The organism is Pseudorhodoferax sp. Leaf265 (genome assembly GCF_001422365.1).
Taxonomy (GTDB): Bacteria; Pseudomonadota; Gammaproteobacteria; order Burkholderiales; family Burkholderiaceae_C; genus Pseudorhodoferax.
Genome location: NZ_LMMT01000001.1, coordinates 118,273 through 143,304, shown reverse-complemented (window position 1 = coordinate 143,304; position 25,032 = coordinate 118,273). Strand labels below are relative to the sequence as shown.

The 25,032-nt window shown below is 71.2% G+C and carries 20 protein-coding genes; 4 read left to right on the top strand and 16 right to left on the bottom strand.

Annotation, left to right across the window (positions count from 1 at the left end; all coding sequences use genetic code 11):
• The first annotated feature begins 71 nt into the window (after positions 1-71).
• Positions 72-626: a histidine phosphatase family protein gene (locus tag ASF45_RS00680; RefSeq protein ID WP_056655348.1), complete on the top strand. Its 555-nt coding sequence runs from the start codon at positions 72-74 to the stop codon at positions 624-626.
• Between the two features lie 8 nt (positions 627-634).
• Here the strand turns inward: ASF45_RS00680 and ASF45_RS00675 are convergent, their stop codons facing one another.
• The gene (locus ASF45_RS00675; protein ID WP_056655345.1) at positions 635-1,444 is read right to left on the bottom strand and encodes a crotonase/enoyl-CoA hydratase family protein; all 810 of its coding nucleotides are present in this window, start codon (positions 1,442-1,444) and stop codon (positions 635-637) included.
• 176 nt (positions 1,445-1,620) lie between these two features.
• Positions 1,621-2,475 (bottom strand): 3-hydroxybutyryl-CoA dehydrogenase, encoded by an 855-nt coding sequence (locus tag ASF45_RS00670; RefSeq protein WP_056655342.1) that lies wholly within the window; start codon positions 2,473-2,475, stop codon positions 1,621-1,623.
• Between the two features lie 91 nt (positions 2,476-2,566).
• On the opposite strand from ASF45_RS00670, the gene ASF45_RS00665 reads away from it, so the two are divergent.
• Positions 2,567-3,565, top strand: a complete 999-nt coding sequence (locus ASF45_RS00665; protein WP_056655339.1) for a GMC oxidoreductase — start codon at positions 2,567-2,569, stop codon at positions 3,563-3,565.
• Here ASF45_RS00665 and cueR read toward each other — a convergent pair.
• Together cueR and ASF45_RS00655 are read right to left on the bottom strand one after the other, a co-directional pair.
• Positions 3,551-3,967, bottom strand: coding sequence for a Cu(I)-responsive transcriptional regulator (gene cueR / locus ASF45_RS00660; RefSeq protein WP_056655336.1), 417 nt, complete (start codon positions 3,965-3,967; stop codon positions 3,551-3,553). The two genes, ASF45_RS00665 and cueR, sit on opposite strands and share 15 nt — an antisense overlap.
• Positions 3,967-6,411 carry a heavy metal translocating P-type ATPase gene (locus ASF45_RS00655; protein WP_056655332.1) on the bottom strand — a complete coding sequence of 815 codons (2,445 nt, stop codon included), beginning with the start codon at positions 6,409-6,411 and terminating at the stop codon, positions 3,967-3,969. Before ASF45_RS00655 ends, cueR begins: the two co-directional genes overlap by 1 nt.
• Before the next feature lie 148 nt (positions 6,412-6,559).
• On the opposite strand from ASF45_RS00655, the gene ASF45_RS00650 reads away from it, so the two are divergent.
• Positions 6,560-6,766, top strand: coding sequence for a heavy-metal-associated domain-containing protein (locus ASF45_RS00650; protein ID WP_056657349.1), 207 nt, complete (start codon positions 6,560-6,562; stop codon positions 6,764-6,766).
• A 6-nt stretch (positions 6,767-6,772) separates the two neighbouring features.
• Here ASF45_RS00650 and ASF45_RS00645 read toward each other — a convergent pair whose 3' ends face one another.
• The 11 genes from ASF45_RS00645 to ASF45_RS00595 all read right to left on the bottom strand — a co-directional run bounded on the left by ASF45_RS00645 (position 6,773) and on the right by ASF45_RS00595 (position 22,798).
• Positions 6,773-7,462 (bottom strand): NADPH-dependent FMN reductase, encoded by a 690-nt coding sequence (locus ASF45_RS00645; protein WP_082550730.1) that lies wholly within the window; start codon positions 7,460-7,462, stop codon positions 6,773-6,775.
• Complete coding sequence (locus ASF45_RS00640; protein ID WP_056655329.1) at positions 7,462-8,628, bottom strand: LLM class flavin-dependent oxidoreductase; 1,167 nt, start codon at positions 8,626-8,628, stop codon at positions 7,462-7,464. Before ASF45_RS00640 ends, ASF45_RS00645 begins: the two co-directional genes overlap by 1 nt.
• A gap of 121 nt (positions 8,629-8,749) precedes the next feature.
• Complete coding sequence (locus tag ASF45_RS00635; protein ID WP_056655326.1) at positions 8,750-11,356, bottom strand: LuxR C-terminal-related transcriptional regulator; 2,607 nt, start codon at positions 11,354-11,356, stop codon at positions 8,750-8,752.
• Positions 11,353-12,153: an ABC transporter permease gene (locus ASF45_RS00630; protein WP_056655323.1), complete on the bottom strand. Its 801-nt coding sequence runs from the start codon at positions 12,151-12,153 to the stop codon at positions 11,353-11,355. The genes ASF45_RS00635 and ASF45_RS00630 overlap by 4 nt, the downstream gene beginning before the upstream one ends.
• Entirely contained in the window at positions 12,150-13,100 is a 951-nt protein-coding gene (locus ASF45_RS00625; RefSeq protein ID WP_056655320.1) for an ATP-binding cassette domain-containing protein, read from the bottom strand. Before ASF45_RS00625 ends, ASF45_RS00630 begins: the two co-directional genes overlap by 4 nt.
• A 75-nt stretch (positions 13,101-13,175) precedes the next feature.
• Positions 13,176-15,932, bottom strand: coding sequence for a glycoside hydrolase family 2 (locus ASF45_RS00620; RefSeq protein WP_056655317.1), 2,757 nt, complete (start codon positions 15,930-15,932; stop codon positions 13,176-13,178).
• Positions 15,933-16,052: 120 nt separating this feature from the next.
• Positions 16,053-18,314 (bottom strand): glycoside hydrolase family 3 N-terminal domain-containing protein, encoded by a 2,262-nt coding sequence (locus ASF45_RS00615; protein WP_063887553.1) that lies wholly within the window; start codon positions 18,312-18,314, stop codon positions 16,053-16,055.
• Positions 18,315-18,359: 45 nt separating this feature from the next.
• The gene (locus ASF45_RS00610; RefSeq protein ID WP_056655314.1) at positions 18,360-19,364 is read right to left on the bottom strand and encodes a LacI family DNA-binding transcriptional regulator; all 1,005 of its coding nucleotides are present in this window, start codon (positions 19,362-19,364) and stop codon (positions 18,360-18,362) included.
• Positions 19,365-19,532: 168 nt separating this feature from the next.
• Positions 19,533-20,552 carry a LacI family DNA-binding transcriptional regulator gene (locus tag ASF45_RS00605; RefSeq protein ID WP_056655311.1) on the bottom strand — a complete coding sequence of 340 codons (1,020 nt, stop codon included), beginning with the start codon at positions 20,550-20,552 and terminating at the stop codon, positions 19,533-19,535.
• A 5-nt stretch (positions 20,553-20,557) separates the two neighbouring features.
• On the bottom strand, positions 20,558-21,343 hold the full coding sequence (locus tag ASF45_RS00600; RefSeq protein WP_056655309.1) for a DUF72 domain-containing protein: 786 nt from the start codon (positions 21,341-21,343) through the stop codon (positions 20,558-20,560).
• Positions 21,344-21,388: 45 nt separating this feature from the next.
• Positions 21,389-22,798, bottom strand: coding sequence for an 8-oxoguanine deaminase (locus ASF45_RS00595; RefSeq protein WP_056655306.1), 1,410 nt, complete (start codon positions 22,796-22,798; stop codon positions 21,389-21,391).
• A gap of 89 nt (positions 22,799-22,887) precedes the next feature.
• Here ASF45_RS00595 and ASF45_RS00590 point away from each other — a divergent pair, with 89 nt between their 5' ends.
• Entirely contained in the window at positions 22,888-24,147 is a 1,260-nt protein-coding gene (locus tag ASF45_RS00590) for a M20 aminoacylase family protein (RefSeq protein ID WP_056655303.1), read from the top strand.
• Positions 24,148-24,326: 179 nt separating this feature from the next.
• Here the strand turns inward: ASF45_RS00590 and ASF45_RS00585 are convergent, their stop codons facing one another.
• Positions 24,327-24,929: a porin family protein gene (locus ASF45_RS00585; RefSeq protein WP_056655299.1), complete on the bottom strand. Its 603-nt coding sequence runs from the start codon at positions 24,927-24,929 to the stop codon at positions 24,327-24,329.
• Positions 24,930-25,032 lie beyond the last annotated feature (103 nt).

The following is a 25,032-nucleotide window of genomic DNA, read 5'->3' as shown; positions in this document are numbered from 1 at the left end:
GCCGGCGGGCGTGGCGCGGCTATGGTCGCAGAACGCGGTCCGGCACGGGCCGGCTTTTGGGAAGGGCTGCCATGTACCGACGACATCTCACCGCGGCTGGCGCCGTGCTGGCCATCGCAGGCCTGCCGGCGCTGGCGCAACCCTGGCCAGCGCTGGGCCCGGACGGCATCGTGCTGTTCCGCCACGCCGAGGCGCCGGGCGTTGGCGATCCGCCGGATTTCCGGCTGGGCGACTGCGGCACGCAGCGCAACCTCAGCGAGCGCGGCCGCGTGCAGGCGCAGGAACTCGGCGCGCGCTTTCGCGCCCGGAACATCGCCGTGGGCCAGGTGCTGAGCAGCCAGTGGTGCCGCACGCGCGACACGGCCGAACTCGCGGTCCCCGGCCGCGTGCAGGTGGCACCGGCCTTCAACTCCTTCTTCAACGAGGACGCGGCGCAGTCCGCGCGCCAGACGGCGGCGGCGCGCGCCGTGCTGGTGGCCTGGCGCGGGCCCGGCGTGCTGGTGGTGGTCACGCACCAGGTCAACATCACGGCGCTGACCGGGATCTTTCCGGCCTCGGGCGAGGGCATCGTGGTGCGCGCCGTGGCCGGGGGCGGGCTGGAAGTCGTGGGGCGCTTGCCGCCTTGAAGGCGCTGCTACCTGCCGCTGAACCGCGCCGTGCGCCGCTCCACGAACGCGCGCACACCCTCTGCCGCGTCTTCGCTGTTCGCAAGTCCCTTCTGCACCGTGATGAACTCGCCCACGGCCGCCGCCACGCCTTCTTCCACTGTCTTGCGCACCGACAGACGCGTGGCGACCACGGCCAGCGGCGCCTGCGCCGCGATGGCCTCGGCAATGCGCAGCGCCTCGTCCAGCTGCTGGCCTGCCGGCACCACCTTCTGCACGAAGTTCAGTCGCAGGGCCTCGGCCGCGTCGAACACGTCGGCCGTCAGCAGGTGCAGCAGCGCGTTGCCGCTGCCGGCGCGCTCGGCCATGCGCAGCGTGGCGCCGCCCGTGGCCATGATGCCGCGCTGCACCTCCAGCTGCGAGAAACGGCAGTCGTCGGCCGCCACCACGATGTCGGCCGCCAGCATGAGCTCGATGCCCAGCGTGTAGGTGATGCCCTGCACCGCCACCACCACGGGCTTGGTGCGGCGGCGGTACTGCGGCATGCCGAGGTCCAGCGGGTCGACCAGGCCATCGGGGAAGGCCTTCTCGCCGCGCTGCATCAGCGGGGCGAAGCTGGGCAGGTCCAGCCCGGCCGTGAAGTGGTCGCCCAGCGCGTGCAGCACGCCCACGCGCAGCGCGGGATCGTCGTCCAGCCGCGTGTAGGCCAGCGCCAGCTGGTGCTGCATGGCCGGGGTGAAGCCGTTGCGCTTGGCCGGCCGGTCGATGCCGATCAGCAGGATGTGGCCGCGCTGCTCGGTCACGATGCGGCCTTCGGCCGGGGTGCTTGTCTCCGTCATTCTTGCGTTCTCCAGGTGAAGGGAATGCTCTACAGCCCAAGCTCGCGCGTCACGGTGCCGGTGGCCGCGGAGCAGGCCATGCCAGTGCACCCGCGGGGCCGGCTCTGCCGGACCGCTGGGTGCGCCCCTTGAGGGGTATCGGCCGGCTACACGCAGTGAGCCGGCCAAACGGGTGGTCAATAGACATACACCCCGCGACCCGTCTTGCGGCCCAGGCGGCCGGCGGCCACCATTTCCTTGAGCAGCGGGCAAGGGCGGTACTTGCTGTCGCCGTACTCTTCCAGGTAGACATTCATGACGGCCAGGCACACGTCCAGGCCGATCATGTCGGCCAGCGCCAGCGGGCCGATGGGCTGGTTGCAGCCCAGCTTCATGCCGGCGTCGATGTCCTCGGGCGTGGCCAGGCCCTCGGCCAGCACGAAGAAGGCCTCGTTGATCATGGGCACCAGGATGCGGTTGACGACGAAGCCCGGCGCGTTCTTGACGGTGATGGGCGACTTGCCCAGCGCCAGTGCCAGCGCGTGCACGGCGGCATGGGTCTCGTCGCTGGTCTGCAGGCCGCGGATGATCTCCACCAGCGCCATCATCGGCACGGGGTTGAAGAAGTGCATGCCGATGAACTTCTCGGGCCGGCCGGTGGCGGCGGCCATCTTGGTGATGCTGATCGAGGAGGTGTTGGACGCGATCAGCGTCTCGGGCGGCAGCACGGCTTCGGCTTGCTTGAGGATCTTGAGCTTGAGCTCGTAGTTTTCCGTCGCGGCCTCGATCACGAGCTGCGCCGTGGCCAGGTCGGCGTAGTCGGTGCTGGTCTTGATGCGGGCCAGTGCGGCGTCCTTGTCCGACGCGGTGATCTTGTCCTTCTTGATGAGCCGGTCCAGGCTGCCGGCCACGGTAGCCAGGCCCTTGGCAACGGCGGCGTCGGAGATGTCGACCATGACGACGGCAATGCCGCTCGTGGCGCAGGCCTGGGCGATGCCGTTGCCCATGGTGCCGGCGCCGATGATGCCGACGGTGCGGATGGGGGTGCTCATTGGGAACTCCTGGAGGTGGGGAAAGAGGGCGGGCTGCGGTATCGTGGCCGCGTCGAAGGCAGGCGGGGCCTGCTGCGTCGCAGCATCATAAATGTTCGATTTCGCGGTTGTGGGGGGTGGCGCCACGGGCTACGGCCTGGCCTTGCGGCTGGCCGCGCAAGCGGCCGCGCAGGTCGCGCTCATCGAGGCCGGCCCGTTCTGGTCGCGGCGCCGGCCGCGCCCGGCCTGGCGCTGGACGACGGTGGCGCAGCCGGGGCTCAATGGCCGCGCCGTCGTGCTGGTGGCCGGCAAGGGCCTGGGCGGCGCGGCCGCCTGGGGCGGGGGCGCCGAGCCGCCGCCCGCGCCCGGCAACCTCTCGGTGTTCACCGATGCGCTGGCCGTGCGCGTGCTGTTGCAGGGCCGGCGCGCCACGGGCGTGGAGTTCCACCGTGCCGGCCTCGTGCAGCAGCTGCAGGTCAGCCGCGCCGTCGTGCTGTGCGCCGGCGCGCTGCAGTCGCCACCGCTGCTCATGCGCTCGGGCATCGGACCGCATGCCGAACTGGTGGCCGGCAATGTGGCGACGCGGCACCACCTGCCCGGCGTCGGCCAGGGCTTGCAGGTGCCCGTCCACGTCGCCGTGCCGCTGCGGCGCGCGGCGCTGGCTCTGCACCGCCCGGCCGAATCCGTGCACCTCGTGCTGGAGCAGCCCGCCAGCCGCGGCCGGCTGCGCCTGGAGGGCAAGGACCCTGAGCTGCCGCCCCGGCTGGACCCGGACCTGCTCAGTGAGCGCGAGGATCTGGAGGTGCTCATGCAGCAGGCACGCCAGGTGCTGGAGGGGCTGGGCCGGCGTGCCGCGCGCCCCTGGGCCAGCCCGCTGTCCGAGCTGGCGCTGGAGCGCCTGCTGCGCGAACGGGCCGAAGCCGGGCCCGGCATGGCCGGCGGCTGCCGCCAGGGCGATGGTCCGCTGGACGTGGTCGACGCGCAGCTGGCCGTGCACGGCATCGCGGGCCTGCACGTGGCCGACGCCTCGGTGCTTGCGCAGCTGCCGGCCGACGGCCAGGCCGTGGCCGCGCTCGGCGCGCAACTGGCGCAGCGGCTATTGCGCGGCTGATGGACGACCGACCTCGTGGCCGGCCAGCGAATCGATGATGGGGCAGTCCGGCCGGTCATCGCCATGGCAGCAGTGCACCAGGTGCTGCAGCGTGGACTTCATGGCCTGCAACTCGGCGAGCTTGGCGTCGAGCTCGGCCAGGTGCGCCTGGGCCAGGGCCTTGACCTGGCGGCTCGGGCGCTTGCGGTCCCACCACAGGCCCAGCAGTTCGCGGATCTGCTCGAGCGAGAATCCCAGGTCGCGCGACTGGCGGATGAAGCGCAGCGTGCTGACCTCCTTGTCGCCGTAAAGCCGGTAGCCGCCCTCGCTGCGCGCGGCCTCGGGGAACAGGCCCACGCTCTCGTAGTGGCGGATCATCTTGGCCGACACGCCCGTGGCCTTGGCGGCCTCGCCGATGTTCATCATGGGGCACTCCGGTGGACCAGGGCCGGCGCGGGCGGCGCGTCCTGGCGTTGTTCGATGCTGCGCCAGCGGCGCAGCAGCAGTGCGTTGCCGACCACGCTCACGCTGGACAGCGCCATCGCGCCGCCGGCGATCACGGGATTCAGCAGGCCCAGTGCGGCCAGCGGGATGCCCAGCGCGTTGTAGCCGAAGGCCCACCACAGGTTCTGGCGGATCTTGGCGCTGGTGCGGCGCGACAGGTCCAGCGCATCGGCCACCAGGCGCAGGTCGCCGCGCATGAGCGTGATGTCGGCCGTCTCGGTCGCCACGTCGGCGCCGCCGGCCATCGCGAAGCCGCAGGAGGCCGCCGCCAGCGCGGGCCCGTCGTTGAGCCCGTCGCCGACGAAGGCCACGACCTGGCCGGCGGCGCGCTCGCGCTGCACCACCTGCGCCTTGTGCTCGGGCAGCATCTCGGCCTGCACGCGCGTGATGCCCAGCGCCTGGCCCACGGCCTCGGCCGCGCCGCGGTTGTCGCCGGTCAGCATCAGGGTCTGGATGCCCAGCGCGCGCAGCCGCGCGATGGCCGCCGCCGCCGAGGGCTTGACGCTGTCGCCGAAGGCCAGCAGGCCCAGCACGCGGTCGGTGTCGAGCAGCCAGGAGACGGTGCGGCCGGACTGCTCCAACTGCTGCGCCTCGGCCGCCAGCGCGCCGGCATCCAGGCCGCGTTCGCGCAGCAGCCGGGTGCTGCCCAGCGCCAGCAGCCGGCCCTCCACCGTGCCCTGCACGCCGCGGCCGGGCAGGGCCTGTGCGTCCTGCACGGCGGGCACGGCCAGGCCCTGGGCGCGTTCGCGCACCGCCAGTGCGAGCGGGTGGCTGCTGCTGGCCTGCAAGGCCGCGGCCTGGCGCAGCACGGCCTCAAGCTCCAGGCCGGCGGCGGGCCGCACGGCGGCCAGCGCGGGCTTGCCCTCGGTCAGCGTGCCGGTCTTGTCGAAGGCCACGAGCGTGACGGCGTGCGCGGTCTCCAGCGCCTGCGCGTCCTTGATCAGGATGCCATGGCGCGCCGCCACACCCGTGCCGGCCATGATGGCGGTGGGCGTGGCCAGGCCCAGTGCGCACGGGCAGGCGATCACGAGCACGGCCACGGCGTTGACGAGGGCCTGTTCCCAGTCGCCGCTGACCACCACCCAGCCGGCCAGCGTGGCCAGCGCAATGAGCAGCACGACAGGCACGAACACGGCGCTCACGCGGTCCACGAGGCGCTGGATCGGCGCCTTGGCGGCCTGGGCCGACTCGACCATGCGGATGATGCGCGACAGCTGGGTCTCGGCGCCCACGGCCAGCGTGCGCACCTCCAGCGCGCCTTCGGCGTTGATGGCGCCGCCCGTCACGCGCTCGCCGGGGCCCTTGGCCACGGGCAGGCTCTCGCCGGTCAGCAGCGATTCGTCCACATGGGTCTGGCCCAGCACGATCTCGCCGTCCACGGCGATGCGGTCGCCCGGACGCACCAGCACGAGGTCGCCGACCACGAGCTGCTCGACCGCGATCTCCTGCTCCACGCCGTCGCGGCGCACGCGCGCCTGGGTCGGCCGCAGCGCGTTGAGCGCGCGGATCGCGTCCAGCGTCTGGCGCTTGGCGCGCTGCTCCAGCCACTTGCCCAGCAGCACCAGCGTGATGACGGCGGCCGAGGCCTCGAAGTACAGATGCGGCTCGCTGCCGTGCCCGGCGTGGCCGGCGGACTGCCAGAGCAGGTACAGCGACAGCCCGTAGGCGGCCGAAGTGCCCAGCGCGACCAGCAGGTCCATGTTGCCGCTGCGCGCACGCAGGGCGGCCCAGCCGGCGCGGTAGAAGCGCGCGCCGAGCCAGAACTGCACGGGCGTGGCCAGCAGCAGCTGCACCCAGCCCGGCGGCATCCAGTGCCAGCCGAAGGGCTGGCCCAGCATGGGCGCGAGCATGGGCAGCGTGAGCACCGCCGCCACGGCCACGGGCCACCAGGGCGCGCCGGCCGGTTCCGCGGCTGCGGCACGCGCATCGGTCAGCGCATGTGCGGGATAACCGGCCGCGGCCGTGGCGGCGAGCAGGGCCTGCAGCTCCACGGTGGACAGGGCCCGCACCGTGGCCTGCTCGCTGGCCAGGTTGACGGATGCATCGAGCACGCCGGGCACGCGGCGCAGCGCCTTCTCGACCCGGCCCACGCAGGAGGCGCAGGTCATGCCTTCGATCTGCAGGCGGTGTTCGGCGGTGGCCACGCCGTAGCCGGCCTCGCGCACGGCAACGACAAGTGCTTCGGGCGGCTGCGCATCCGCGCCGGCCTGCACCGTGGCCTGCTCGGTCGCGAGGTTGACCTCGGCCCGGGCCACGCCCGGCAGGGCGCGCAGCGCCTTCTCGACTCGGCCGACGCAGGAAGCGCAGCTCATGCCCTCGATCTGCAGACGCAGCGTGGAATCGGTGGTGGTGGTGGAAGCCATGGCCGCATTGTCTGGCTTGCCATCATGGGAAGGTCAAGCGGCCATGGCGCTGATTCCATCCCGGCATCATGGGCATGGCATCCGCGGTGTTGACCTTGCCATGATGGCAAGGATGACACTGTGCCCCATCGTTTTCAAGGAGCATCCCATGCTGACATTCGACGTGCAAGACATGAGCTGCGGCCACTGCGTGGCCAGCATCACCAAGGCCGTGCAGGCGGCCGACCCGCAGGCCCGGGTGGAGGTCGACCTCGCGCGCCACCGCGTGCAGGTGCAGCCGGCGCAGGCCGACGCCGCGGCGGTGCAGCAGGCCATCGCCGCGGCCGGCTTCACGCCGCAGCCCGTGGCCGGCTGAGGCTTTTCAGGCCAATGCGGCGGCGGGCGACTTTGCCGCCTGCGCCGACGTGGCGTTCCCGCCTTCGCGCCATTGCGCGATCTGCAGGATCTGCCGCGCCATGATGCCCAGCTGGTGCGCGATGTCCGGGTTCAGCTCCCCGGCCGCATCGACCAGCGACTGCGTGGAGTTGACGGCCACGCCCAGCGGCGTCGGCCAGCCGCGCAGCGCGTGCACCACAGAACGCAGCGCCGCCAGCGTGCTGTTGGCGCCCTGCCAGCCGGCGGCCGTCACGATGCAGCCCACGGCGCGGCCGTGCAGGTAGGGCCGGGCGTCGGTGCGCAGCTCCTCGATGTAGTCCAGCGCGTTCTTGAGCAGGCCAGAGATGCCGCCGTGGTAGCCCGGCGAGGCGATCACCATGCCGTCGCAGCGCTGCGTCTCGCGGATGAACTCCTGCGCGACGGGGTGCAGCGTGGCGCGCTCGGGCGCGTACATCGGCAGCTCCAGCGCGGTGGCCGGAAACACCACGGTGGAGGCGCCCAGCCCCTGCAGCAGCTGGCCGCAGTGCCGGGCCAGCCGCTCGCTGGTGGAGCCGGGCCGCATGGTGCCGCCGACGATGACGATGTGCGGACGGTCTGCGGGTGCAGCCGGGCGGGCGCCGGCGTCCTGGCCGGGACGCGGCGCCACGCGGTTGGCGGTTCTGACTGCACCCGTCATCACTTTTTTCCCCGCAGCTCCGCTTCGTACTTCTTCGTCATGTGCTCGACGGCCTGCATCTGCGCGGCGGCGTGGCCTTCGCGCGTCCTGCGCGCGCGCTCGGCCGCGTCCAGCGTCGGCTGCGCGTGGCCCTGGAAATGCGGCATCACGTCGCGTGCCATGATCTCCAGCGACTGGTAGGTGTCGGCCGGGCTGGCCCAGTTGTGCATCATCATCAGCATGGAACCGAAGCCGCCGGACTGGTCCACCAGGCGCTGGATGTGCGCGCGGGCCTGCGCGGCCGTGCCGATCACGCCGACCTTGGCCTCGGTCACGAAGTCGATCATCTGGTCGATGGTGTTGCCCGACACCGCCATCTGCGGGAAGGCCGCCACCTCCTGGAAGTAGCGGAACCAGAACTCGATGCCGTAGCGCACCTCTTCGCGGGCCTGCTTCTCGGTCTCGGCCAGGTGGAACATGCTGACCAGGCGCCACTTGCTGCGGTCGATGGTCTGGCCGAAGTGGTCGGCGCGCTCGCTGGCCACCTTCCAGTGGTGGGCCAGCGCGTCGAAGCCGTCGGCGTTCAGCGTGGCACCGATCGAGAGCAGGCCCAGGCCGTAGGTGCCGGCCAGGCGCGGGCCGGTCGGCGAGGCCACGGCCGCCACGGCGATCTCCAGCTGCTCGGAGTAGGGCCGCAGCTGCAGCTTGGCGTCGATGAGCTTGTGCGTCTTGGTCTGCGCGTTGACGGTCTCGCCGCGCAGCAGCCGCACGATGATCTCCAGGTTCTCACTGAGCAGCTCGCGCGTGTCGGTCGGGTTCAGACCAATCATGGCCGAGTCGGTCGGCAGCGAGCCCGGGCCCACGCCCAGCATCACGCGGCCACGCGTCATGTGGTCCAGCTGCACCATGCGGTCGGCCACCCACAGCGGGTTGTGGTACGCGATGGAGGTCACGCCGGTGCCGAGGCGGATGTGTTTGGTGCGCTCGGCCGCGGCGGCGATGAAGATCTCGGGCGAAGCGATGATCTCGGTGCCGGCACTGTGGTGCTCGCCGATCCAGGCCTCGTCGTAGCCCAGCTGGTCCATTTGCTCCATGAGTTGCAGGTCCTGGCGCATGGCCAGCGTCGGGTTGATGCCCGGCTTGTGCATGGGGGCGACGAAAGCGCCGAATTTGAGGCGTTGCGGCATGGAGTCTCCTGGTGTTGGGATGGTCGGCCGGGCGTCCGTTCGCCCGGTCTGTGGCGCATGTTCCGGGGGCGTGGGGTGTGCTTGCCCACCCATTTGCGGGTGGCTGGGGTTTGCGATAGGTCTACGACGCCAGCACGGCCGGCTGGATGCCCATGCTGCGTGCGGCCACGATGGCGTCCTGGCGGCGCAGCACCGCGAGCTTGGCGAAGATGTTCTTGAGGTGCCAGCGCACGGTTTCGGTCGACACGCCCAAGGCCTGGGCGATGCGCCGGTTGGGCAGGTCGTGCACCAGCAGCTGCAGGATCTGCTGCTCGCGCGCGCTGAGCATGGCCGGCGCACGCGCGGCTTCGGTCGTGGGCGGCAGATCGGTGCCCTGCAGCAGGCGCTCGGCGTAGAGATCGAGCAGCGGGTCGCCGCCGCCCTGCAACTGGCGCACCAGTTGCATGCAGTCCGCTCCCAGGTCGCGCAGGCTCCAGAGCAGGCCCATGGCCTGCGCCTGCTGCAGCACCTGCAGCGCCCCGCGCAGTGCCGCATGGGGCTGGCCGCTGCGCCGGCTGGCCATGGCGGCGAGCGCGCCGGCCTGCAAGCCCAGCCAGCCGTCCGGCTGCGCGCTGGCCTGCAAGGCGTGCAGCTGCGCCAGCGCGGCCTCGTCCTGCAACTGGTGCAGATGCCAGCGGGCCTGGGCCAGCTGTGCCCATTGCGCGATGCGTTGCGCGGCCAGGCTGTGTGCGGCGTCGGCGTGCCCGGCCAGCGCGTCGAGTTCTTGCAGATGGGCGCGGGCCGCGTCGATGGCGTTGCCGCGCAGGCACAGGCACAGGCGCAGGCGCTCGTGCAGCAGCACGGCCGCGATGCGCGGCATGTGGCGTGCGCGGGCCGCTTCCTCGAGCCGGTCCAGCGCCGCCTGGGCCTGGCCCAGCGCGCCGGTGCTGGCGTGCAGGCGGCTCGCCGCCAGCGCGGCACTCAACTGGGCATCCGGCAGCGCGAGCCGTTCGATGGCCGCCGCGTGGCCTGCCAGCAGCGCGTGCAGGCCGGCATGGTCGCCGACCTCGTAGAGCACCTCGCAGAGCAGGCCGGCGGCGTTGCTCGCGGCCTCGCTGTGCGGCCCGAGCGCGGCCTGCGCCTGCGCCAGCGCGCCGCGCAGGCAGGACTCGGCGGCCCGGTACCGGCCCTCGTGCAGCAAGCTCATGCCGTGCATCACGGGCGCCATGCCGGCGCCGAAGCACGAGTCCATGAGCAGGCGGCCATCGTCCAGGTAGTGGGCCGGACCTTGCAGGCGCTCGCGAGCCTCGTCGGCCAGGCCCAGGTGCGAGAAGTACCAGGCCAGCAGATGCCGCCGGCCACCGTGCAGCACGGCATCGCTGCCCTGCGGCAGCTCCAGCAGTTCCGGCAACAGCATCTGCGCGGCATCGAGATCGTCGTGCTGCAGGGCCAGCGAAAAGCGCAGCAGGCACAGGTGGGCGCGCTGCGACGCGTCGGCGGCGCTCTGCGCGATGCGGGCGATGGTCTCGCGGCAGGCGGCAAAGCGCCGATAGCACAGCTGCGACCAGGCCTGCCACAGCGCGAGCGCAGGCCGCCCGCGCAGGCTGGCCTCGGGCAATGCGGCCAGCGCACGGGCCAGGCGCTGCAGATCGCCCTGCAGGAACAGCGTGCGTGCCTGCTGCTCGACGGCGTCGGCCGCCAACGCGCCATCGCCAGCCGCCACCAGTTGCTCCACGGCCTCGCGCAGCATGCCGCGCGCGCCGAACCACTGGCCCAGCTGGCGCCGCGTGCGCTGCTGCAACTCCTGCGGCATCTGGCCGAAGCGCGCGAGCAGCAGCGCGCGGAACATCGGGTGGATGCGCCACCAGCCCGCGTCGCCCGCCCCGGTGTCCACGGGCACGACGAACAGGCGCTCGCGCCGCAGCAAGGCGGCCAGCGACTGGGCGACCCCGCCGTCGCTGAGTTCACGCACCAGGGCCTCGTGGAAGCTCAAAGCAGGTGCCAGGCGCACGAGCACGCGCAGGCTCTCGGCGTCCAGCCGCGGCAGCACCTCCTGGTTGAAGTAGGGCGCCGCGTCTGTGGCCGGACGGTCCAGCACCATCCGCACGCCCATGGCCCAGCCGCCGGTGGCCGCGTGCAGGCGGCGGACCTGGTCGGGCGGCATGCCGGGCACCTCGCGCTGCGCCAGCGCCCAGGTCTCGGCGAAGCCCAGGCGCAGGTCGTCGGCGTCCAGGCGGTGCAGTTGCTCCGCAGCGGCCAGCGATTCGAGCGCAAGCGGCGGCAGCATGCGCGAAACGAACAGCAGGTGCAGGTTGGCCGGTGCGTAGTCCAGCAGCGTCTGGAACAGCGCGTGCACGGCGTGGTGGCCCACATGCTGGTAGCCGTCGACCACGAGCAGCACCTCGCGCCGGTGCCGCGCGACGGCCTGGACCAGCGCGGCCGCGAATGCGCCATGCGCGGGCGGGCGGTCCAGGCCCTGCAGGCGCTCGGCGAGTTCGGGCGCAAGGGTGATGCAGGCCGCGCGCAGCGCGTCCAGCAGCTGGTCGGCCTCGGCGTGCGGCGCCACGGGGAGCCAGGCCACGTCGAAGCCCAGGCCGACCAGCCGAGCGCGCCATTGCAGCGCCAGGTTGGTCTTGCCGCTGCCGGCCGGGCCCAGCAGCAGATGGCAGGTGCGCGCACGCTGCGGCAGCCAGCGCGCGAGCAGCGCGCTGCGCTCGACGAGGTCTTGCGGCAGTCGGGTGGAGCTCAAGCCTTGAAGCGCTTGCGCGTGAGCGCCAATGCCACCCAGAACGCCGCCACCGCGTAGACCACGACCACCAGGCCATGGCGCAGCGCATGCTCCGGCCAGCGGTCCATGAACAGCGGGCGCACGAGTTCCACGGCGTTCGTCAGCGGCAACCAGTCGGACACCAGGCGCACCAGCTCGGGCAGCTGCTCGCGCGGGAAGAACACGCCCGACAGGAACATCATGGGCGTGAGCACCAGCGTGAAGTAGTAGGTGAAGAAGTCGTAGCCCTTGGCCAGTGCGTTGAAGATCAGCGCGATGGCGCTGAACATGATGCCGGCCACGAGCAGCACGGGCAGGGCCACGAGCAGCTTGGGGCTGTGGCTGATGCCCAGGGCCAGCATCACGCACAGGATGGCCGTGACCGTGAAGATGGACTTGAACGCGGCCCAGAGCAGCTCGGCCAGCACCAGGTTGTCCAGGTTCACGGGCGCGTTCATGATGCCCTCCCAGGTCTTTTGCACATGCATGCGCGAGAAGGCCGAGTACAGCGCCTCGAACGAGGCCGCGTTCATCGCGCTCATGCAGATCGAGCCCGAGGCCAGGAACAGGATGTAGGGCACCTTCTCGCCGCCCACCTGCACCTGGCCGACCAGTGCGCCCATGCCGTAGCCGAAGGCCACCAGCCACATCAGCGGCTCGGCGATGTTGCCGACCAGGCTCGGAATGGCCAGCTTGCGCCAGACCAGCAGGTTGCGCAGGAACACGGGCCACCAGCGGCCGGAGATCTGTGGCGTGCGCCAGATGCTCTGTGTCGTCATGCGTCGTCCCTGATTTGTCGCCCAGTGAGTTTGAGGAACAGGTCTTCCAGATTGGCCGGCCGGTGCAGCGTGCGCAGCTGGCCGTGGCCGCCCAGCGCGTCGAGCAGCGGCTTGGCCTCGCGCGTGTAGAAGAACACGGTCTCGCCGCTGACCTCCACGCGCGCGGCCAGTGCGCGCAGCGGCGCGTGCTCCTCGGCCTGCGCGAGCGCCAGTGCACCATTGCCATAGACCTCGACCACGTCGGGCTCCAGGTGTTCGGCGATCAGCGCGCGCGGCTGGCCTTCGGCGATCTTCCTGCCGTGGTCGAGCACGAGCAGGCGCGAGCACAGGCGCTCGGCCTCGTCCATGAAGTGCGTGGTCAAGAGGATGGACTTGCCCTGCTGCAACAGCAGCTGCAGCCGCTCCCACATCAGGTGGCGCGCCTGCGGGTCCAGGCCCGTCGTGGGTTCGTCGAGCAGCAGCAGGCGCGGGTCGTTGACCAGCGCGCGCGCCAGGCTCAGCCGGCGCCGCATGCCGCCCGAGAGCTCGGTCGGCTTGGCGTGCGCCTTGCTCGTCAGCGCGGCGAACTCGAGCAGCTTGGGCACGCGTGCGGCGATCTGGTCGCGGCGCATGCCGAAGTAGCGGCCGTAGACGATCAGGTTCTCGCTGCAGTCGAAGTCCGGGTCCAGCGTGTCGAACTGCGCCACCACGCCGAGTTCGGCCTTGATGGCCAGCGCATCGGCCGGCATGGCCAGCACCTGGCCGCTGGCAGCGCGGTAGGCGATGGCCCCGGCATCGGGCGCGGTCTTGCCCAGGCACATGCGGATGGTGGTGGTCTTGCCGGCGCCGTTCGGGCCGATCACGCCCAGGCATTCGCCCGGCGCGATGGCGAACGACAGGTCGTCGACCACGGTGTTGTCTCCATAGCGCTTGGTCAGCGCCTGGGCCTCGAACAGGGGGGAGGTCATCCGGCCATTGTCGGCGAGCGGCCGCACGACCGGGCTGGTCCGCGCGCGCCGGGGATCCCGGCGCGCGCCTGCACGCTACTGCCGTTCCACCGCGATGTTGGAGACGATGGCCCGGCCCTGCACGCCGGCGAAGTTCAGCGTGAGCTTGCCGTCGGTGACGGTGGCCGTGAAGCTGCGCGCCGTCGCGGTCCGGATCGCGCCTGTGCTCTGGAAGATGTCCATGTTGGCGATGGCCGTGGCACCTTCGGCGTTGACGTTGAACACGCGCGCACCCGCGGCGGTGACCGTGGGCTCCAGGAAGCCGAGGGTCACCTTGTAGCTGCCGTTGGCCACCGGAATCTCGTAGGTGAAGTCGGTCCCTTCGCGCCACATGTCCCAGACGCGGCCCTTCTCGGGGATGGTCGTGGTGCCCAGGCCGTTGATCGCGATGGCGGCCGACAGGCCCACGTTGCTGCGGCCCGACAGCGGCGGCAGGTCGCCGTTCAGGAAGTAGTTGTCCGAGCCGTAGACGTTGTTGCCCAGCAGCGGGTCGCTGGACACGAGGCCGCTCGTCAGCTGCCCGGCGGCGATGTAGACATTGGTCGCGTTCTTGGCCGGCAGATTCCAGTTGACGAAGTCCGAAACCGTCTCGCTGCCGTGCGTGCCGACCGCCGTGATGGTGTTGACCCCCGCGGCCAGCGCGACCTCGCCGAAGTTGCAGACCTTGACGGGGCACTCGGCCGCCGTCTTGCGCGCCACCTCAACGCCGTTGACGCGCAGCGCGACGGAGGCCGCGTTGCTGTACACCTTGACCTGGGCGGTCTTGTAGACGCGGTCCGTGTGGCGCCGCTCGGCGATGTAGGTGACGGGCGCCTGCGACCAGTTGGCCTTGTAGAAGAAGAAGACGTCCTTCTTCACGTCGCGGCCGAAGGTCACGATGCCCTTGGTGTTGGTCTGGCCGATGTCGCCCTCGTGCCGGTTGCCCGAGCCGAAGTCGAACATGTTCCAGATCCAGGTGCCCATCAGGTAGGGGCGCTGCACCATCTGCTCGTACGCCTTCTCGTGCACGTAGTTGGCATAGCCCTCGGGCTGGTAGCAGATGCGCGTGGCGCCGCTGGTGTCGCTGGAGCAGACGCGGCCGCCGCGCACGTTGTCGGTGTGGTGGGTCAGGCCGCTGCCGGCGCCGTACTCGGTGACCCCGATCGGCTGCGTGGGGCTGGCGGCGTGGATCTGGTCGAGGTTCTCGCCCAGCTGCGTCTCCGACTGGCCGTAGTACCACTGGAAGTAGCGGTTGACGCTGAAGCTGTCGGTCACGCCCGTCAGCGTGATGGCGTCCGGGCGGATCACGTCGCCGCTGCGGTTGATCTGGTTGGCCAGCGTGGTGAGGCGGCCCGGGTCTTCGGCCTTGGCCGTGTCGTGCAGGCTCTTGAACATGGCCCGCACGTTGTTCTGGCTGTCGTCGCCGCCCTGCACTTCGTTGCCGACAGACCAGATGCCCAGCGAGGCGTTGTTGTACTTCTGCCGGATCAGTTCACGCAGTTGCTCGCGCGCGTTCTCGGCGAAGCCGGTGGTCTCCGGGTCCACCGTGCGGCCGCCGATGGCGGAGGAGTTCACGTACGGCAGTTCGGCCATCACCACCAGGCCGAGCTTGTCGGCCTGCGCCACCGCGTAGTCCGAATGCGGGTAGTGGGCCATGCGCAGCGTGTTGGCGCCCACCTCCTTGATGAGTTCGAAGGACCGGTCGATGTCCTCATGCGACACGGCCCAGGCCTTGCCGAGCGTGTCCTGGTGCATGTTCACGCCATGCAGCGGCACGCTGCGGCCGTTCAGGAAGAAGCCGTTGTTCGGATCGAAGCGCATCTCGCGCACGCCGAAGTCGCGCACCACCTTGTCGATGGAAGTGCCAGCGCCATCCTTGAGCTCGACGACCAGCTTGTGCAGGTAGGGATCCGCCAGGCCCTGCCACAGGCGCACATCGGCGACGTTGAGATCCTGGCTCACGGTGGCCTTCTCGCCAGGCCGCAGCGCCACGGCGCTGGAGACCGATTGCTTGACCGTCTTGCCTTCCGCGTCGAGCAGCGAGGCCGTCACCGTGTAGCTGCCCGCCGCCGCGAGGGCGTTCTCCAGCTTGGTCGCCACGTTCACCACGGCGCTGGTGCCGGAGACGGACGCGGTCCGCGCGTAGATGCCCGGCCCGCCTAGGTCGCCCAGCGCGATGTGGGCCTTGTTCGGCGTGGAGACCAGCGAGACGCCACGGTACAGGCCGCCGGACATGTTGAAGTCGCCGCTCAGCGGGGCGATGGCGTTGGCTTCGCCGTCGCGCGTGGCGCGCCGGTTGTCGGTCTTGACGACCAGCACGTTGCGTCCGGGCTTCAACAGGTTGGTGACGTCGAAGCGGAAGGCCGTGAACGCGCCGCGGTGCTGGCCCAGCTTGACGCCGTTGAGCCAGACGTCGGCCGTGATGCTGGCCGCATCGAACTGCAACCAACGGGTACCGCCGGTCTGTGGACCGGCGTCGAAGTCCAACTGGTACCAGCCCACGCTGCGCAGGTACTCCGGTGTGGACGGCGTGGATTGGGCCGTGGTCGCCGCATCGCCCGCGTTCCAGGTGTGCGGCAGGCTGACCGACGACCAGTTGGAGGTGTTGGCGCCCAGGGCCTGGTCGTCGGTGAGGCTGTCGTCGAGGACGAAGCGCCAGTTCCTGGTCAGGTCGGTCACGGTGCGGACCTGGTCGATGGTGGCCGCCGGTGCGGCCGGGTCGTCTCCGCCGCCGCCGCACCCGACCGCGAGTGCGGCGGTCAGCGATGCGACGAGGATGGCTTTGGCGATGGGGTGCAGCGCGTGCTGGTGCATGGGGGTCTCCTCTCGTTGTCTCGGAAGCTGGAAAAAGTGGCGCAGGGCTGCGCGGCGCGCCGGCCGCGCACGGGGATGCCCTGCGCGCCGTCGGGCGCGCCATGGGGGGCGCGCGGTGGGTCAGTACGTCAGACCGAACCCGTAGGGGAACAGCGTGTCCGCCGCCGGGTAGCCCGGCACGTCAGGCTGGTTGTTCACGATGGCCTGGGAGTTGTTCGCCAGCGCGAACGGCAGCTTGCCCTGCGGCTTGACCGCCGCCCCGGTGGCCAGCACCTTGCCGCCCAGCACGTCCAGCAGCGCGGTGTTGCTGATGCCGAAGCCGGCCACGATGGCACCGGCGCCCTTCAGGCCGCTGGCGTCGTCCAGCACGTAGGGCTGGCGGAAGTAGATCGCCAGCACCGTCTTTTTCGCGCCCACCTCGTTCATGACCGCCTGGATCTGGTCCAGCGAAGGCGAGATCTGCCAGGACTCGGCGGCCGCCATCTCGGTGAACGACATCTTGCCGTTCTCCCACGGGAACGAGCCGCCGAAGGTCAGGCCGTTGTCCAGGCAAGCCTTGGCGGCGTCCTCGGCCGAGTAGGCGGCCTTGTTCACGCAACGGTCGTCGTAGCCCCAGCTGCGGCCGGTGGCGGGGTTGATGCGGCCGCCGGTGGCCGGATCGTCGCTCTTGTAGGTGCTGGTGGCGCGCGTGTTGCTGCCGGGCACCAGCTTGTTGTTGTTCACCTCCACGCGGATCACGGCGTAGTCGTGGCCGGCGGCGCTCGGGCGCACGCCGCCCACCAGCGCTTCGCCATCGGTCACGGCGTAGCCGTACTTGTCGGTGTCGGTCTTGGCCAGGCCCATGGTGTAGACCTTGGCACCGGCCTTGAGCGGCAGCGTCTTGCTGCCATCGGCCTGCGCCTGGTTCTGCAGCAGCACGACCGACTTGCGCTGGATGTCCATGCCGGTGGCGCGGTGCGCGTCCTTGCCGATGATGGCGTTGGCCAGCGCCGGGTCGACATACGGGTTCTCGAACAGGCCGAGCTGGAACTGCTCCTTGAGCAGGCGGCGGGCGGCTTCCGTCACGCGGGCTTCGCTCACGAGGCCGGCGGCCACCAGGTCGGTGATGGTCTTGTTCTCGCTGAATCCCGACAGGGTCTCGGTACCGCCGTTGATGGCCGCCGCCACGCGCTCGGGCACGGTCTTCATCTCCAGGCCCCAGGCGCGGTCGTTGATGATGCCGGTGTCCGAGTTCACATAGCCCTTGAAGCCCAGCTTGCCGCGCAGCAGGTCGGTGACGATCTGCTTGGAGAACGCCATGCCGGTCTGCTCGTAGGTCACGCCTTCGTAGGTCACGTTGATCGGCACGCCGTAGTAGGGCATGACGGCGGAGACGCCAGCCTCCATGGCGGCCAGGAAGGGCTTGAGGTGGTAGCCGAAGTTGCCGCCCGGGTAGATCTGGTTCTTGCCGTGCGCGTAGTGCGGATCGAGGCCCATCTCCTGCGGTCCGCCGCCCGGGAAATGCTTGAGCGTGAGCGCCACGGCCGAGCTGGGCGAGACCGAGGTGCCGTCCTTGATCTTGCTGCCCTGCAGCGTCTGCACCAGCGTGCGCATGATGTTGGCGTTCAGGTCGGCGTCTTCGGTGAAGGTCTCGTGCACGCGGTACCAGCGCGGCTCGGTGGACAGGTCGGCCATGTAGCCGTACATGCCGCGCAGGCCGATGGACTTCCATTCGTCGCCCATGACGGTGGCGAAGTCCTTGACCAGCGACATGTCGCCCGCGCCGAGCGAGGCGGCGGCGATGCCGGCTTCCTTGGGAAACTCCGTGAACGCGCCCGAGGCCTCGTTGATGCCGACGCGTGGGTCCTTCTCGTAGTGGTTGCGGGCGTTGGACTTGAACACCGCCGGGATGCCCAGGCGCGTGGCCTCGCTCATCTCCTGCACCGCGTTCAGCGACATCGCCGCCTGCTCGGGCGTGACCTGCGACCCGCTCGCCGGGATCTGCACCACGCTGCGGAACACGAAGCGGCTCATCTTCTGCGTCTGCACCATGTTGGCGGCGGCAGATGGCAGCGCGCCGCCGGCGCCTGCATTCAAGGTGTTGATCAGCATGAGGCCGGCCTTTTCCTCCAGCGTCATCTGCGCCACCAGGTCGTCGATGCGGCGCTCGACGGGCAGGCGCCAGTCTTCGTACGGATCCAGCTTGCCGTTGGCATTGGAATCCTTGAACTGCTTGCCGTCGGCGGTGATCACCGCCTTGGCGCGTGCGCCGATCACCGGTTGCGCGATCTCCTCGTCGTCGCTGCCGCCGCAGCCGGCCAGCACGATCAGCCCGGCCGTGCCGCACACGGCCAGCTTGGTGGCCAGCGGGATGGCGCGCAGGCGCTGGATGGCATGTTTCATCAGGGTCTCCTTTGTTGAAAAGTCAGGTGGCGGCACGGCCGGGTTTCAGGCCGAGCACCGCGGAACGATGGAAAAGCCCACATCGAGCGCGGCCAGCTCCGGTGCGGGCGAGCCGGCGATGCGTCCGATCGCGCGCAGGGCGGCCTCGCGGCCGATGCGGGCACCGTCCACGCGCACGGTGGTCAGGGCCGGCTCCGCGTCGGCGGCGAGCGGCTGGTCGCCGAAGCCGACCACGCCGATGCGGCCGGGCACGGCGATGCGCTGGTGTGCGGCCTCGGTCAGCACGCCAAGCGCGAGCATGTCGGAGCTGCAGAAGATGCCTTCCACGCCCGCGTGCTGCGCCAGCAGTTGGCGCAGAGCCTGCCGGCCGTGGCCCAGCGTCGTCGGCGCCTCGACTTCGACCCGCGCGGGCGGGGGCAGGCCGAGGAGGTCGGCCGTGGCCGTGAACGCCTGCGCACGGCGGGCGGCGCGCCCGTCCGCGCCGCTGACGATGGCCAGCCGGCGTCGGCCCTGGCCGGCCAGGAAGCGGCAGACCGCCGCGCCCACGTCGGCGTGCGAGAAGCCGACCAGCATGTCGATGGGCGTGGACGTCAGATCCCAGGTCTCGACCACGGGCACGCCGCAGCGGGCCAGCGTCTGGCGGGCCCGCTGCGAGTGGTCCACGCCCACCAGCACGATGCCGTCGGGCCGGCGGCCGATGACGGCCTGCAGCAGCGCGTCTTCGCCGACCGGACCGTAGCCGCTTTGGCCCAGCATCAGGTGGTAGCCGGCCGCGCCCAGCGTGGCCGTCAGCGCCTGCACGGTCTCGGCGAACACCGGGCTGCCCAGGGCCGGCACGATGGCCGCCACCAGCCGGCTGCGGCGCGAGCGCAGTCCGCAGGCCAGCAGGTTGGGCACGTAGCGCGTGGCCTCCACGGCGGCCTGCACGCGCTGGCGCGTGGCGGCCGGCACCCGCTGCGGCTGGTTCAGCGCGCGCGAGACCGTCATGGCCGAGACGCCGGCCAGGCGGGCCACGTCCAGCACCGTGGTGGCGCGCTGGGGCGTCGGCATGCCGTCTGTCAACCGGTTAACTTCCTGTTTCAACGGCATGCCGTCAATGGCGAAATGGAGTTGGGAAAGTTGTGCTTGGTGAAAACCGGTCCAACAAAGTTAACCGGTTAACTTGCGGCCAATAGTGATCGATAACATTTGCAGGGTCAAGCCAGCCGACCCTGGGAGTTACCCGGGGGACAGGCGTGTCGTGGATTCGCGCACCATGAGCCGGCAGTCCAGCACATGGGCGTGCTGCTGCGGCGCAGGCGGTGCGCCCTGGATCAGTTCGGCCAGGCGCTGCATGGCGGTCTCGCCGACGGCCTCGCTGGCCATGTCCACGCTGGTGAGCGTCGGGCTGCCCAGGCGGCCGTAGTCGATGTTGTCGAAGCCGGCCAGGGCCACCTGTTCGGGCACGCGCACGCCCAGCGCCCGGGCCTCGGCGAGCAGGCCCAGGGCCAGCAGGTCGTTGAAGGCCACCACGGCGTCGGGGCGCTCGCCCGCCAGCAGCACCAGCGAGGCCAGGCGCTCGCCTTCTGCCGCGACCGGTGCCGTGGCCTCGTGCGCGGTGAAGTGCGCGTCCTCGCCCGCGAACGCGTCCTGCACGCCCTGCCAGCGCTCGGCGCTCCAGGGCGCCGTGGGAAAGCCGAGGTAGCCGATGCGCCGGTGGCCGCGGTCGCGCAGGTGCCGGCCCAGCATGCGGCCGGCCAGCCGGTTGTCGCAACACACGCTGTGGTAGGCCGGGTTGGGCGGCGGCCCGCCGTAGAACACCACGGGCGTGCCGCTGTCGTACAGCGCCTGCAGCACGGGCTCCGGCAGGCGCGCGCTGACGATCAGGCCGTCGACGCGGCGCGCCAGGGCGCGCAGCACCGCGAGTTCGGGCGCCTTGCTTTCGGCTGCGTCGGCCACGATCAGGTTCAGGCCAGCGGCGGCCGCGCCGCGCGCCGCGCCCTTGACCATGCTCGTGAAGTGCGGGTTGCGGATGTCCAGGATGACGATGCCGATGTTGCCGCTCTGCCCCGTGGTGATGCCGCGCGCCATCGGGTTGAGCGACCAGCCCAGTTCCTGCACGGCGCGGGTGACGCGCGCCTCCACGTCGGCCGAGAAACGCTGACTGCCGTTGACGAACTTGGAAACCGTGGCGGTCGAGACCGCGGCGGCCTTGGCCACGTCGCGGATGGTGGCGGAGCGCTTGCGTGCAACCGGCATGCGCTTCAGAGCCGCGCGATCAGCGCCTGCGCCGCAGCGGGCGCGCGCTCCTTGGCGCCGTTGATGAAGAACACGAAGACATCGCGGGCCTGGCCGCTGTCCTGGGCTGGCTCCACGAGCGGAGCACCGGCGGGCGTCGCGCCCCGCGCCCAGTCGCGCGCCACGTCGGCCCAGCGGTCCAGCGTTTCGGCGGTGTAGCCGGTCGCGCACTCGGCCTGGCTGCGCATGAGCCGTGCGTAAACGAAGTCGCCCGTCACGTCGGCGAAGCTGGGGTACTTGTCGGAGTCCGCGAACACGGTCGCGCAGCCGTAGCGCCGCGCCAGCGCGAGGTAGGCGGGCACCATGAAGCTGGGATGCCGCACGTCCAGCACATGGCGCAGCGCGCGGCCGTCCACGGCCTTGGGCAGCAGCGCCAGGAAGGCCTCGAAGTCCTGCGCATCGAACTGCTTGGTCGGCGCGAACTGCCAGACGATGGGGCCGAGCTTCTTGCCGAGTTCGGAGAGCCCGCTCTCGACGAAGCGCGTGATGGACTCGCCCGCGTCGGCCAGCACGCGCCGGTTGGTCGCGAAGCGGTTGGCCTTGAGCGAGAACACGAAGTCATCCGGCGTCTCGTCGTGCCAGCGCGCGAAGCTCTTGGGCGTCATCGTGCTGTAGTAGGTGCCGTTGATCTCGATGGCCGTCACGGCGCGGCTCGCGAAGTGCAGCTCCTGGCTGTGCGGCAAGCCGGCCGGGAAGAAGTTGTTGCGCCAGGGCTCGAAGGTCCAGCCACCGATGCCGACACGGATGCTCATGGGGGTCTCCTGCTGCGAAGCCCCGCAGCATAGCCGCGTGGGCGGCTACGCGGTGTGCGGATGCCGCGCCGCCTCGACCAACTGCTGCGCGAGCGCGCGGTGCCGTTCCAGCAGCGGGGCCAGTTCGCGGTCCACCAGCTGCCCATCGCGCACGCGCACGCGGCCGTGGATGACCGACAGCGCGGCGTTGGCCGGCTGGCAGAACACCAGCGCCGCGACCGGGTCGTGGCCGGCACCCGCATGGCCCACGCCGCGCAGGTCGAAGGCCACGAGGTCGGCCGACATGCCGGGCGCCAGCGCGCCGATGTCGTCGCGGCCCAGCACCTGGGCGCCGCCGCGCGTGGCGATCTCCAGTGCCTCGCGCGCCGTCATCGCGGCCGGCCCGAAGCCCACGCGCGCGAGCAGCAGCGCCTGGCGTGCCTCGCCCAGCATGTGGGCGCCGTCGTTGCTCGCGCTGCCGTCCACGCCCAGGCCCACGGGCACGCCGGCCCGGCGCATCGCGCCCACGGATGCGATGCCCGAGGCCAGACGCATGTTGCTGCAGGGGCAGTGCGCCACGCCCGTGCCGGTGCGGCCGAACAAGCGGATGCCGGCCTCGTCCAGCTTGACGCAGTGCGCATGCCAGACATCGCGGCCGACCCAGCCCAGGTCCTCTGCGTACTCGGCCGGCGTCATGCCGAACTTCTCGCGCGAGTAGGCGATGTCGTTGTCGTTCTCCGCCAGGTGGGTGTGCAGCGAGACGCCGGTGGCGCGCGCCAGCGCGGCCGAGGCGCGCATGAGGTCGCGCGAGACCGAGAACGGCGAGCAGGGCGCCAGCACGATGCGCAGCATGGCGTGGCGCGCCGGGTCGTGCCAGCGCTCGATCAGGCGCTGGCTGTCGGCCAGGATCGCGTCCTCGCGCTCGACCACCTCGTCGGGCGGCAGACCGCCGGCGCTGCGGCCCACGCTCATGCTGCCGCGCGCGGCGTGGAAGCGCATGCCCATGGCGGCCGCGGCCTCGATCGCGTCCTCGAGCCGGCTGCCGTTCGGATACAGGTACAGGTGGTCGCTGGTGGTGGTGCAGCCCGACAGCAGCAGCTCGGCCATCGCCGTCTTGGTCGACACCTGGACCATCTCCGGCGTGAGCCGCGCCCACAGTGGGTACAGGCTGCCGAGCCAGCCGAACAGCTCGGCGTCCTGCGCCTCGGGCACCGCGCGCGTGAGGCTCTGGACCATGTGGTGGTGCGTGTTGACCAGGCCCGGCATCAGCACATGGCCGTGCAGGTCGATGGCCTCGGCGCGGCCCGCGGCCAGCGCCTCGGCGTACGGCGCCGGCAGCGCGTCGCTGGGGCCGACCCAGGCCACGGCCGGGCCCTGCACCACGACGGCGCCGTCCCTGATCTCGCGGCGCTGGTCGTCCATGGTCACCAGCACATCGGCGTGGCGCAGGATCAGGAGGGGCGTGCAGGAGGTCATGGACGCAGCATAGCCGGCGCGGCCTATGGCAGACTCCCCGGCGGCCCCCGCTGGCTGGGGCCGTGGCGCACCGCGCCGTGGAAAACGACATGCAATTGATCGACACCATCGTCGCCGAGCACGAGACCCTGCAGGCCGTGCGCCGCGACATCCATGCCCACCCCGAACTGGCGTTCGAGGAGACGCGCACGGCCGACCGCGTGGCCGAGCTGCTCACGCGCTGGAACATCCCCATCCACCGCGGCCTCGGCAAGACCGGCGTGGTCGGCACCGTGCGCTGCGGCACCTCGCCGCGCAGCATCGGCCTGCGCGCCGACATGGACGCGCTGCCCATGGCCGAGCACAACCGCTTCGCGCATGCCAGCCGCCACGCCGGCAAGATGCACGCCTGCGGCCACGACGGCCACACCACCATGCTGCTGGGCGCGGCGCAGGAGCTTGCGCGGCTGCGCGACGCGGGCGGCTTCGACGGCACCGTGCACCTGATCTTCCAGCCGGCCGAGGAGCATGGCGGCGGTGCGCGCGAGATGCTGCGCGAAGGGCTGTTCGACCGGTTCCCGTGCGAGGCCGTGTTCGGCATGCACAACATGCCGGGCATCCCGGTCGGCCAGTTCGCGGTCTCGGCCGGCCCGGTGCTGGCCTCCAACAACGAGTTCAAGGTGACCATCCGCGGCAAGGGCGGCCATGCCGCGATGCCGCACCTGGCGATCGACCCCATCCCCGTGGCCGGCGCGATGATGCAGGCCTTCCAGACCATCATCAGCCGCAACAAGAAGCCGCTGGAGACGGCCGTGATCTCGGTCACCATGGTCCACGCTGGCGAGGTTGCCAACGTGATCCCCGACCAGTGCGTGATGCAGGGCTCGGTGCGCGCCTACACGGCCGAGACGCTGGACCTCATCGAGCGCCGCATGCGCGAGGTGGCCGACCACCAGGCCGCGGTGTTCGGTGCCACGGCACAGTTCGAGTTCAGGCGCAACTACCCGTCCACCGTGAACCACGCGGCCGAGAGCGCGTTCGCGCGCCGCGTGGCCGAGGCCGTGTTCGGCGCGCCGAACGTGGTCACGCAGGTGCCCATCATGGCGGCCGAGGACTTCTCGTTCATGCTCGAGCAGGTGCCAGGCTGCTACGCCTTCATCGGCAACGGCGACGGCGAACACCGCCTGCCCGGCCACGGCGACGGGCCCTGCCTCGTGCACAACCCCAGCTACGACTTCAACGACGCCTTGCTGCCCATGGGCGCCAGCTTCTTCGTGCGGCTGGTGGAGCGCTGGTTCGCAGCGCCGGCCCCGGCCGGTGGCGCTGGCGGCACGGCAGGTGCGGCCGGCGAGGCCGCTGCGCCGGGCTGAAGCGCCAGCGTGCTGGCCGGGGGCACGGGCGTGTCGTGGGGCGGCTGTTCCCCGGCGCGGGGCGGCTTGTGCGATGGCAGGCCGCCGACCAGCCGGTGGACCGCCACTGCGCGCAGGATCAGCGGGAACCGGGGCCTGCCGGTCCAGACGATGGGCATCATGGGCGCGCGCCGGGTCGTTCAGAAGTTCGCACGCAGGCCCACCGTCAGCATGCCGCCCTTGGCCTGGCGTGACAGCTTGATGAAGTGGTCGTAGTCGCCGGTGAGCGACATGGTGGGCGTCAGCTTGTACTCGGCGCCGATGCCCACGATCGCGCCCGTGGCGCTGCCCGCCAGGCCCTGCGTCGCGGGGACCTGCGTGCCGCCACCCGTCACCTTGCCGCGCGCCACGCCCAGGCGGCCGTGCAGCACGAAGGCATCGCCGAGCGGCAGCTGCGCGGTGGCTGCGGCGTAGAACGCGCGGCCCTTGCCTTCGTCGCGCAACGCTGTGCCGTTGACCATGGTCCATTGCTTGGCGCGGCCCAGGTGCGCATAGCCCAGTTCGGCGCCGAAATGCTCGGTCAGGCGGTAGCCGCCGTAGAGCTTGAAGGCCGTGCCGTGGGTGTCGCGCTGGAGGCCACCCGGCGGCGTCGGCGTGCTGGCCGAATGCAGGCTGTAGCGCGAGGCGCCCATCGTGGCGCCGGCGTAGAACGCGCTGTCGCGCATGGGTTCGGCCGCATGCAGGGCAGTCGCACCAGTGGCCAGCAGCAGGGCGGACAGGGCGATGCAGGAACGAGGTGGCATGGGAATGGTTCTCCAGGTTGGTGGTGTGGTGGTCCGACAGGAGGGCCGTGGCGGCGCAGCTCCTGCGGTCCGGGCAGTCTCGAAGCGCAAGCTGAACGCCGCC

What these genes read in the sequence shown, in the direction of transcription:
- ASF45_RS00670 (WP_056655342.1), bottom strand. Translation starts at nt 2,475, where the DNA reads ATGAGCACCCCCATCCGCACCGTCGGCATCATCGGCGCCGGCACCATG.
- ASF45_RS00585 (WP_056655299.1), bottom strand. Translation starts at nt 24,929, where the DNA reads ATGCCACCTCGTTCCTGCATCGCCCTGTCCGCCCTGCTGCTGGCCACT.
- ASF45_RS00610 (WP_056655314.1), bottom strand. Translation starts at nt 19,364, where the DNA reads ATGCCGACGCCCCAGCGCGCCACCACGGTGCTGGACGTGGCCCGCCTG.
- ASF45_RS00605 (WP_056655311.1), bottom strand. Translation starts at nt 20,552, where the DNA reads ATGCCGGTTGCACGCAAGCGCTCCGCCACCATCCGCGACGTGGCCAAG.
- ASF45_RS00665 (WP_056655339.1), top strand. Translation starts at nt 2,567, where the DNA reads ATGTTCGATTTCGCGGTTGTGGGGGGTGGCGCCACGGGCTACGGCCTG.
- ASF45_RS00625 (WP_056655320.1), bottom strand. Translation starts at nt 13,100, where the DNA reads ATGACCTCCCCCCTGTTCGAGGCCCAGGCGCTGACCAAGCGCTATGGA.
- ASF45_RS00680 (WP_056655348.1), top strand. Translation starts at nt 72, where the DNA reads ATGTACCGACGACATCTCACCGCGGCTGGCGCCGTGCTGGCCATCGCA.
- ASF45_RS00600 (WP_056655309.1), bottom strand. Translation starts at nt 21,343, where the DNA reads ATGAGCATCCGTGTCGGCATCGGTGGCTGGACCTTCGAGCCCTGGCGC.
- ASF45_RS00620 (WP_056655317.1), bottom strand. Translation starts at nt 15,932, where the DNA reads ATGCACCAGCACGCGCTGCACCCCATCGCCAAAGCCATCCTCGTCGCA.
- ASF45_RS00630 (WP_056655323.1), bottom strand. Translation starts at nt 12,153, where the DNA reads ATGACGACACAGAGCATCTGGCGCACGCCACAGATCTCCGGCCGCTGG.
- ASF45_RS00650 (WP_056657349.1), top strand. Translation starts at nt 6,560, where the DNA reads ATGCTGACATTCGACGTGCAAGACATGAGCTGCGGCCACTGCGTGGCC.
- ASF45_RS00615 (WP_063887553.1), bottom strand. Translation starts at nt 18,314, where the DNA reads ATGAAACATGCCATCCAGCGCCTGCGCGCCATCCCGCTGGCCACCAAG.
- ASF45_RS00640 (WP_056655329.1), bottom strand. Translation starts at nt 8,628, where the DNA reads ATGCCGCAACGCCTCAAATTCGGCGCTTTCGTCGCCCCCATGCACAAG.
- ASF45_RS00595 (WP_056655306.1), bottom strand. Translation starts at nt 22,798, where the DNA reads ATGACCTCCTGCACGCCCCTCCTGATCCTGCGCCACGCCGATGTGCTG.
- ASF45_RS00645 (WP_082550730.1), bottom strand. Translation starts at nt 7,462, where the DNA reads ATGACGGGTGCAGTCAGAACCGCCAACCGCGTGGCGCCGCGTCCCGGC.
- ASF45_RS00655 (WP_056655332.1), bottom strand. Translation starts at nt 6,411, where the DNA reads ATGGCTTCCACCACCACCACCGATTCCACGCTGCGTCTGCAGATCGAG.
- ASF45_RS00675 (WP_056655345.1), bottom strand. Translation starts at nt 1,444, where the DNA reads ATGACGGAGACAAGCACCCCGGCCGAAGGCCGCATCGTGACCGAGCAG.
- ASF45_RS00590 (WP_056655303.1), top strand. Translation starts at nt 22,888, where the DNA reads ATGCAATTGATCGACACCATCGTCGCCGAGCACGAGACCCTGCAGGCC.
- cueR (WP_056655336.1), bottom strand. Translation starts at nt 3,967, where the DNA reads ATGAACATCGGCGAGGCCGCCAAGGCCACGGGCGTGTCGGCCAAGATG.